The sequence below is a fragment of the Staphylococcus sp. HMSC068C09 genome (assembly GCF_001813735.1).
Lineage (GTDB): Bacteria > Bacillota > Bacilli > Staphylococcales > Staphylococcaceae > Staphylococcus > Staphylococcus hominis.
In genome coordinates, this window is sequence record NZ_KV813753.1 from 180,691 (window position 1) to 189,043 (window position 8,353).

At 28.7% G+C, this 8,353-nt stretch carries 9 protein-coding genes and 1 riboswitch; all 9 genes read left to right on the forward strand.

Features of this window, described 5'->3' with window-relative positions; genetic code table 11:
* Positions 1–32 precede the first annotated feature (32 nt).
* The 9 genes from comGA to gcvPB all read left to right on the forward strand — a co-directional run bounded on the left by comGA (position 33) and on the right by gcvPB (position 8,281).
* Positions 33–1,007 carry a competence type IV pilus ATPase ComGA gene (gene comGA / locus HMPREF2930_RS03315; RefSeq protein ID WP_017176236.1) on the forward strand — a complete coding sequence of 325 codons (975 nt, stop codon included), beginning with the start codon at positions 33–35 and terminating at the stop codon, positions 1,005–1,007.
* The gene (gene comGB, locus HMPREF2930_RS03320) at positions 985–2,043 is read left to right on the forward strand and encodes a competence type IV pilus assembly protein ComGB (protein ID WP_048681721.1); all 1,059 of its coding nucleotides are present in this window, start codon (positions 985–987) and stop codon (positions 2,041–2,043) included. Before comGA ends, comGB begins: the two co-directional genes overlap by 23 nt.
* Before the next feature lie 19 nt (positions 2,044–2,062).
* The gene (comGC, locus tag HMPREF2930_RS03325) at positions 2,063–2,374 is read left to right on the forward strand and encodes a competence type IV pilus major pilin ComGC (RefSeq protein ID WP_017176238.1); all 312 of its coding nucleotides are present in this window, start codon (positions 2,063–2,065) and stop codon (positions 2,372–2,374) included.
* Positions 2,352–2,798, forward strand: a complete 447-nt coding sequence (gene comGD, locus HMPREF2930_RS03330) for a competence type IV pilus minor pilin ComGD (RefSeq protein WP_256276197.1) — start codon at positions 2,352–2,354, stop codon at positions 2,796–2,798. Before comGC ends, comGD begins: the two co-directional genes overlap by 23 nt.
* 227 nt (positions 2,799–3,025) lie before the next feature.
* A complete protein-coding gene (locus tag HMPREF2930_RS03335) occupies positions 3,026–3,487 on the forward strand; it encodes a competence type IV pilus minor pilin ComGF (RefSeq protein WP_232132980.1) in 462 nt (153 codons plus the stop codon).
* 164 nt (positions 3,488–3,651) lie between these two features.
* Complete coding sequence (locus HMPREF2930_RS03345) at positions 3,652–4,161, forward strand: shikimate kinase (RefSeq protein WP_017176242.1); 510 nt, start codon at positions 3,652–3,654, stop codon at positions 4,159–4,161.
* Positions 4,158–4,279: riboswitch (glycine riboswitch) on the forward strand. (Overlaps the previous gene by 4 nt.)
* A 76-nt stretch (positions 4,280–4,355) precedes the next feature.
* Entirely contained in the window at positions 4,356–5,447 is a 1,092-nt protein-coding gene (gene gcvT / locus HMPREF2930_RS03350; RefSeq protein WP_017176243.1) for a glycine cleavage system aminomethyltransferase GcvT, read from the forward strand.
* Positions 5,448–5,463: 16 nt separating this feature from the next.
* Positions 5,464–6,816 carry an aminomethyl-transferring glycine dehydrogenase subunit GcvPA gene (gene gcvPA / locus HMPREF2930_RS03355; RefSeq protein WP_017176244.1) on the forward strand — a complete coding sequence of 451 codons (1,353 nt, stop codon included), beginning with the start codon at positions 5,464–5,466 and terminating at the stop codon, positions 6,814–6,816.
* A complete protein-coding gene (gcvPB, locus tag HMPREF2930_RS03360) occupies positions 6,803–8,281 on the forward strand; it encodes an aminomethyl-transferring glycine dehydrogenase subunit GcvPB (protein ID WP_017176245.1) in 1,479 nt (492 codons plus the stop codon). Before gcvPA ends, gcvPB begins: the two co-directional genes overlap by 14 nt.
* Positions 8,282–8,353: the final 72 nt, after the last annotated feature.

The following is an 8,353-nucleotide window of genomic DNA, read 5'->3' on the forward strand; positions in this document are numbered from 1 at the left end:
TCTTACGTTTATATATGTAGGAGGTGTTTTTTTTGAAATTATTATTTCAAGAAATAATTAATAAAGCAATTTCAAAAAATGCAAGTGACGTACACTTTATTCCTTCAGAGGATAAAGTACATATTAAATTCAGAGTGAATGATATATTAGAGACATATGAAATGTTTAGTAATGACATTTATGAAAAATTATTAATTTATATGAAATTTAAAGCAAATTTAGATGTATCAACACATCAAATAGCTCAAAGTGGTAGATATACTTATCATGCTAAATCAATATTTTATTTAAGAATTTCTACTTTACCTTTGTCATTAGGAGTAGAAAGTTGTGTTATTAGACTTATCCCTCAATATTTCACTTCTAAAAGAGAGTATAAGGACTTTAATGACTTTAAATCTCTAATGAATAAAAAGCAAGGTCTCATTTTACTTACTGGTCCAACAGGTTCAGGTAAAAGTACTTTGATGTATCAATTAGTACTCTATGCTTTTCAAGAATTAAATTTAAATGTTATTACAATTGAAAATCCTGTTGAACAATTATTAAAAGGCATAACACAAGTGTCAGTAAATCATAAAGCCGGTATAGATTATGTTAGTTCATTTAAAGCAATATTAAGATGTGATCCAGATGTTATTTTAATTGGTGAAATTAGAGATGCTGAAGTGGCAAAATGTGTTATTCAAGCAAGTTTAAGTGGTCATTTAGTGTTAACTACTATGCATTCAAGCAATTGTAAGGGCGCAATACTCAGATTGTTAGAGATGGGGATTAGTGTTCAAGAAATTTCACAAGCAATAAATGTTATTTCAAATCAAAGATTAGTTACAACTACTTCAAATCAAAGAAAGCTTGTTTGTGAGTCTATTACAAATAATCAAATTCAATATTTTTTTGAACATAACCATACGCTTCCTAAGACATTTAATAATTTAAAAGAAAAATTGTTATCGCTATCGAAAGAAGGTCTTATATGTGAAGATGTGGTTGAAAAATATATTTAACAAACATTCTAAAGTTCTTAATGAAAACCAACAAATTATACTTCTAAATAATTTGAATAACTTACTTAAAAGTGGATTTACATTATTAGAAAGTTTTAATTTTATAAATTTGTATTTTAATTATAAAAATAAAGATATAGCAAATAAGATAGTTAAAATAATAAAAACAGGAGGAGAATGCGATCAAATATTAGAATTAATAGGCTATCCTAAATCTATTATCACTCAAATTCAATTTGCGCAGAAATATGGGAATATAAATGAAGCACTAGAGGAAGCAATGAATTATTTAAAAACAAATCTTCAAGCTAAACAACGAATATTAAAAGCTATTCAATATCCCATCATTTTAATTGCAATATTTATAACTATGTTAAGTATATTAAATTATACAGTTTTACCTCAATTTGAACATCTGTATTCAATGATGGATGTTAAACTCAATTTATCACAAACTATTATTACATATTTAATTAGTCATTTACCGCAAATTTTTCTTTTTGTTTTTTTTACTTTACTAACTTTATCCATCATTATATTTATCTTTCTTAATAAATTAGATATATCCAAAAAACTTACATTCATTTCTTACATACCAATTGTACGTTTTTATTATTCGACTATAAAAACATATCAACTTGCTAATGATTTAGCTTTATTTTATAAAAATGGTATTAGTATTCAACAAGTCGTAGATATGTACATTCATCTACAAAACAACTCATTTTTGAATTATATTGGTATCGTTATTCAAAATGAACTAAATAGAGGCATTAATTTACCCAATATTTTGATTAAAATACCATGTTATCAATATGATTTAATACAGTTTATTAAGCAAGGTGAGAAAAATAATAAATTAGATATTGAGTTGAAAATGTATTGTCAAATATTAATTCAAAGGCTCCAACAAACAGCTTTAAAACAGTCAAAAATTATCCAACCTATCGTATTTATATTCTTAGGAGCCTTTATAGTCAGCTTGTATCTAGTGATCATGTTACCCATGTTCCAACTTATGCAAAATATTAAGTAAAGTAAAATGGAGGTTTTTTATGAAAAAATTCAAAAATAAATTAAAAGCTTTTACTTTAATTGAGATGTTACTTGTACTATTAATAATTAGTGTTTTACTCATTCTTATTATTCCGAATATAGCTAAACAAATGTCACATATTCAATCAACAGGATGTGAAGCACAAGTGAAAATGGTCAATAGTCAAATTGAAGCTTATACTTTAAAACATAATAGAGTTCCTAATTCTATTGAGGACTTAGTAACTGAAGGGTTTATAAAACAAGGGCAATCATCTTGTAAGTCTGGAGAAACTATCAGTATTAAAAATGGAGAAGCAGTTGCAGAGTAAGAATATTAAAGCATTCACTTTTATAGAGAGCTTGTTAATCATTTTGATTTTAACAATCTTACTTAATGCAACTTTAAGGGTAAATGTATTTAACAATATTTCTTTGTCAGACGATTTAAAAGCAACACAATTTGTTAATCAATTAGAATATTTTAAATCTAAAGCGATGCATGATCATCAATCTATTACATTGTTAATTTCAAAACATTCCTCAATTATAAAAGTAATAGAAGCACATGGTGGGCGGTACAACTACAATATTGAAGATGGAAAAATAGTTGAAGTTAGAAATTTAGAGAAAATTACTTTTAATAAAGAAGGAAGAATAAATCAGTTTGGCTCTTTAATATTGAAAATCAATCAACATCAATATAAGTTGATTATTAATATTGAAAAAGGAAGAATTAGATATTTTAAAATTTAAAGCAGTGTTACTCATCGATAGTTTATTTAGCTTGTATATATTCACTACTATAGTTTTTACTTTAATTCCACTACTAATCAGTTTAAATCATACATTAAAAAGAGAATACCAAATTATTGAAATCAAGCAAACTATAATGAGTAGTATCAACCATTATGATAAAAAAACCCTTTCAAAAGGTATAAATTTAGGTGATTATCATATTAAACTTTATTCCAACAAAATATGTGGACTTCACAAAGAAACTGAAATCGAATCATGCGTTAAATATTAAATTAAAATCATTCACTTTAATAGAAATGTTAGTTTCATTATTTTTAACAACAATGATGTTAACATTTTTTCCTCAATTAATTAAATTGACTCATTCCTATTTATACGAGTCATATAATAGTTATCAAACAGAATATGCTTTTTTTCAGACAAATATAACTCAAATTATTTCGAAAAAGCATCATGCCCTTATAATTAAGGATAAACATACAATTATCATTGATAATGAATCGTCTAAAGATTATATAGAATTTAAAAACAACAAACTATTTTACAAAATTAATGGGAATGGCAATATCGTTTTACTAAATAACGTCATCAATGCAGAATTTCAAATTTTACCTTCTAACATCATAAAATTAAAACTAAAAATAGGTGATAAAAACGATTACTATGAAAAAAACTTATTTTTATAAAATGAAAGGATATATAAGTAGCTATACATTATTTATTCTTAGTATATATTTGATAATTATATCTACTTATTCTGCTCAATATAGTATAAAATTAAAAACAATACATAATATTCAAATATATTATGATAGTATAATAAGTGATAAACTTAAGAGAGGTGATTAGGATGACTCATTCTTATTTACCACTTATATTAACAGGCTTTATGGGTACTGGTAAAAGTACTATTGGCAAATATTTGGCTTCAAAATTACACTATTCATATATTGATTTAGATACATATATAGAAATGAAAGAATTTAAAACAATACCAGATATTTTTAATGAAATTGGTGAAAAAGGATTTCGTAAGTTAGAGTATAAATATTTAAATGATTGTATTGGTAAATATGATATTATATCAACCGGGGGAGGAATTATAGAAAACGATAATTCTATCTCACTTTTAAAAAATAAAACAGTTATTTGGTTAGATTGTGATATAGATATTATCTATAATAGAATTGCTAATGATCCACATAGACCAAATGCGAAAAACAAAAGTGAAAAACAATTAAAAGACTTGTATTTATCGAGAGTTTCAAGATATAATGAAATCGCATCCAAAAAAGTAGATAGTAGTAAAACAATTGAATGTGTATATAAAACAATTTTAAATCATATACCATGCGAATGATCAGTATTAGAGAGAATAACTTGAACTGATTCTATAGTTGTTTTGAAATTATGTCATGTTATCGCCGAAGGTGCAAGTAAACTACGAAACTCTCAGGCAAAAGGATAATACTGTTACGCAGTCCTGGATTTGTTATTTAGACAGGGTAGCTTCTGCTACTCTGCTTTTTTTATAAAAAAATAGGGGGTTTTTAAATGACAAACGAATTAAAAAAGACACCATTATATGAAACTTATGTAAATAGTGGTGCTAAAATAGTTGAATTCGGTGGGTGGGCTATGCCTGTTCAATTTACTAGTATTAAAGAAGAACATAACGCAGTTAGATACAAAGTAGGTATGTTCGATGTAAGTCATATGGGAGAAATTTTAATAGAAGGTGAAAATGCTAGTAAATTTGTTCAATATTTACTTTCGAATGATACTACTAATTTATCTGAAACTAAAGCTCAATATACAGCTTTATGTAATGATGAGGGTGGTATTATTGATGATTTAGTAACATATAAAATTGCTGATAACAAATACTTATTAATTGTTAATGCAGCCAATACTGATAAGGATTTCGAATGGATTCAAAAACATCAATCTAAATTTAATGCTACTGTAACAAATGTGTCTGAACAGTATGGTCAATTAGCGGTTCAAGGCCCTCAAGCAAGAACTTTAGTAAGTGAACTTGTTGATATTGATGTAAGTGAAATGAAGCCTTTTGAATTCAAACAAAATGTAACTATTTTTGGAAAAAATGTTATCTTATCTCAATCTGGATATACAGGTGAAGATGGTTTTGAAATTTATTGTAATTCAAATGATACAGTTGACATTTGGAATGGTTTTATTGATAAAGGCGTTGTACCTTGTGGTTTAGGTGCAAGAGATACACTTAGATTAGAAGCTGGTTTACCTCTTCATGGACAAGATCTCACTGAATCAATTACGCCTTATGAAGGTGGAATTGCTTTTGCTGCTAAACCTTTAATTGAAGATGAATTTATTGGTAAATCTGTTTTAAAAGATCAAAAAGAGAATGGGTCAAAACGACGTACTGTAGGTTTAGAACTTATAGATAAAGGCATTGCAAGAACGGGTTATACAGTAATGAATCTTGACGGAAAAGAAATAGGTGAAATTACTTCAGGAACTCAATCACCTTCTTCAGGAAAATCAATTGCTATGGCTATTATTGATCGTGATGAATTTGAGTTAGGTAAAGAATTACTAGTTCAAGTTCGTAAAAGACAATTAAAAGCTAAAATTGTTAAGAAAAATCAAATCGAAAAATAACTAAGGGGTGTGCAATGTGAGTCATCGTTATATACCATTAACTGATAAAGATAAAAAAGAAATGTTAGAAACAATTGGAGCAAATTCAATTACCGAGCTCTTTGGAGATATTCCAAAAGATATTTTACTTAATAGAGATTTGAATATAGATAGTGCAGAAGCTGAAACTTCACTTTTAAGAAGATTGAATACTATTGCAAATAAAAATATTACTAAAGAAACACATGTGAGTTTTTTAGGTGCAGGAGTATATGATCATTACACACCTGCAGTAGTAGACGCTATGATTTCTCGTTCTGAATTTTATACTGCTTATACACCTTATCAACCTGAAATTTCTCAAGGTGAACTACAAGCAATTTTTGAATTCCAAACATTAATTTGTGAACTTACTCAAATGGATGTCGCAAATTCGTCTATGTATGATGGCATAACTAGCTTTGCCGAAGCTTGTATATTAGCTTTTAATCATACTAAAAAGAACAAAATTGTAGTATCTAAAGGTCTCCATTATCAGGCTCTACAAGTATTAAAAACGTATATTAAAGTAAGAAAAGAATTTGAAATTGTTGAAGTTGATTTAAATGGAACGATTACTGACCTAGAAAAATTAGAACAAGCAATTGATGATGATACTGCAGCAGTTGCTGTACAATATCCTAACTTCTATGGATCAATTGAAGATTTAGAAAAAATTCATTCTTATATTGAAAATAAAAAAGCGTTATTCATTGTTTATTCTAACCCATTAGCATTAGGCGTTTTAACACCTCCAGGCCAATTTGGAGCAGATATTGTTGTTGGTGATACACAACCATTTGGTATTCCTACTCAATTTGGCGGTCCTCATTGTGGTTACTTTGCTACTACTAAAAAGTTAATGCGTAAAGTTCCTGGCAGATTAGTAGGACAAACGCAAGATGATGAAGGTAATAGAGGGTTTGTTCTTACTTTACAAGCTCGTGAACAACATATTCGTCGTGATAAAGCCACATCAAATATTTGTTCAAATCAAGCATTGAATGCTTTAGCATCCTCAATTGCTATGTCAGCTCTTGGTAAACAAGGTATTTATGATATTGCGGTTCAAAACTTAGAACATGCTAATTATGCTAAAAATCAATTTAAAAACAACGGTTTTGAAGTCCTAGATGGTACATCTTTTAATGAATTTGTTGTTAAGTTTAATCAACCTATCAAAGATGTAAATAAAAAATTAGCAGAACATGGTTTCATCGGAGGCTTTGACTTAGGTGAAGCTTCATCAGACTTTGACAATTATATGTTAATTGCTGTTACTGAATTAAGAACGAAAGAAGAGATTGATACATTTGTTGAGAAAGCTGGTGAGCTAAATGGTAGTAAGTAAATCTAGTCCATTAATTTTTGAAAGATCTAGAGAAGGTAGATATGCATATTCTTTACCACAAAGTGATATTAAAACAGACTCTGTTGAGAGTATTTTAGATGATAAATTTATTCGTAAAAATAAAGCAGAGTTTCCTGAGGTGGCAGAATTAGATTTAGTACGTCATTACACGGAACTTTCGAATAAAAACTTTGGGGTAGATTCTGGATTTTATCCCTTAGGTTCTTGTACTATGAAATATAATCCAAAAATCAACGAAAAAGTTGCTCGTATTTCTGGATTTGCAGAATCTCATCCACTACAAGAGGAAGAACAAATTCAAGGTTCATTAGAAATTATTTATAGTTTACAAGAAGAACTAAAAGAAATTACAGGTATGGATGAAGTAACTCTACAACCAGCAGCAGGTGCTCATGGTGAGTGGACAGCTTTAATGATTTTTAAAGCATATCATATAAAAAATGGTGAGGGCCATCGTAATGAAGTTATTGTTCCAGACTCTGCACATGGTACAAACCCTGCATCAGCTTCATTTGCCGGATTTAAATCAGTAACTGTTAAATCTAATGAACGCGGTGAAGTTGATATCGAAGACTTAAAGCGTGTCGTTAATGAAAATACCGCTGCTATTATGTTAACTAACCCAAATACTTTAGGTATCTTTGAGAAAAATATTATGGACATTCGTGAAATTGTTCATGAAGCAGGCGGGTTACTCTATTACGATGGAGCAAACTTAAATGCTATTATGGATAAAGTTCGTCCTGGAGATATGGGATTTGATGCTGTGCACCTAAACTTGCATAAAACATTCACAGGTCCTCATGGCGGTGGTGGCCCTGGTTCAGGTCCAGTCGGCGTAAAAAAAGAATTAGCAAGTTATTTACCAAAACCAATGGTGATTAAAGACGGTGATACATTTAAATATGATAATGATATTGAAAATTCAATCGGTCGAGTAAAACCATTTTATGGTAACTTTGGTATTTATTTAAGAGCTTATACGTATATTAGAACGATGGGTGCACAAGGATTAAAAGAAGTGTCTGAAGCAGCTGTCTTAAATGCGAACTACATTAAAGCTCGATTAAAAGATCGTTATGAAATCCCTTATGAACAATATTGTAAACATGAATTTGTCTTAAGTGGATCTAAACAAAAAGAATATGGTGTCCGTACTCTAGATATGGCAAAACGTTTACTAGACTTTGGCGTACATCCACCAACAATTTACTTCCCGCTAAATGTGGAAGAAGGTATGATGATTGAACCAACCGAAACTGAATCTAAAGAAACTTTAGACTACTTCATTGATGCAATGCTTCAAATTGCAGATGAAGTTGAAAGTGATCCTGATAAAGTATTAGAAGCACCTCATACAACTATCATTGATAGATTGGATGAAACAACTGCAGCTCGTAAACCAATTCTTAAATTTGAAGATTTACATCAAGAAAAACTTTAATATTGTAAATAATTTAATGAATGATTTAATTATCAGAAATAATAAAACTCTCAAGAAATTTCTTGAGAGTTT

Bases quoted from the DNA above. Each gene is read 5' to 3' on its own strand.
- comGB (WP_048681721.1), top strand. From the start codon at position 985: ATGTGGTTGAAAAATATATTTAACAAACATTCTAAAGTTCTTAATGAA.
- comGC (WP_017176238.1), top strand. From the start codon at position 2,063: ATGAAAAAATTCAAAAATAAATTAAAAGCTTTTACTTTAATTGAGATG.
- comGD (WP_256276197.1), top strand. From the start codon at position 2,352: ATGGAGAAGCAGTTGCAGAGTAAGAATATTAAAGCATTCACTTTTATA.
- HMPREF2930_RS03345 (WP_017176242.1), top strand. From the start codon at position 3,652: ATGACTCATTCTTATTTACCACTTATATTAACAGGCTTTATGGGTACT.
- gcvT (WP_017176243.1), top strand. From the start codon at position 4,356: ATGACAAACGAATTAAAAAAGACACCATTATATGAAACTTATGTAAAT.
- gcvPB (WP_017176245.1), top strand. From the start codon at position 6,803: ATGGTAGTAAGTAAATCTAGTCCATTAATTTTTGAAAGATCTAGAGAA.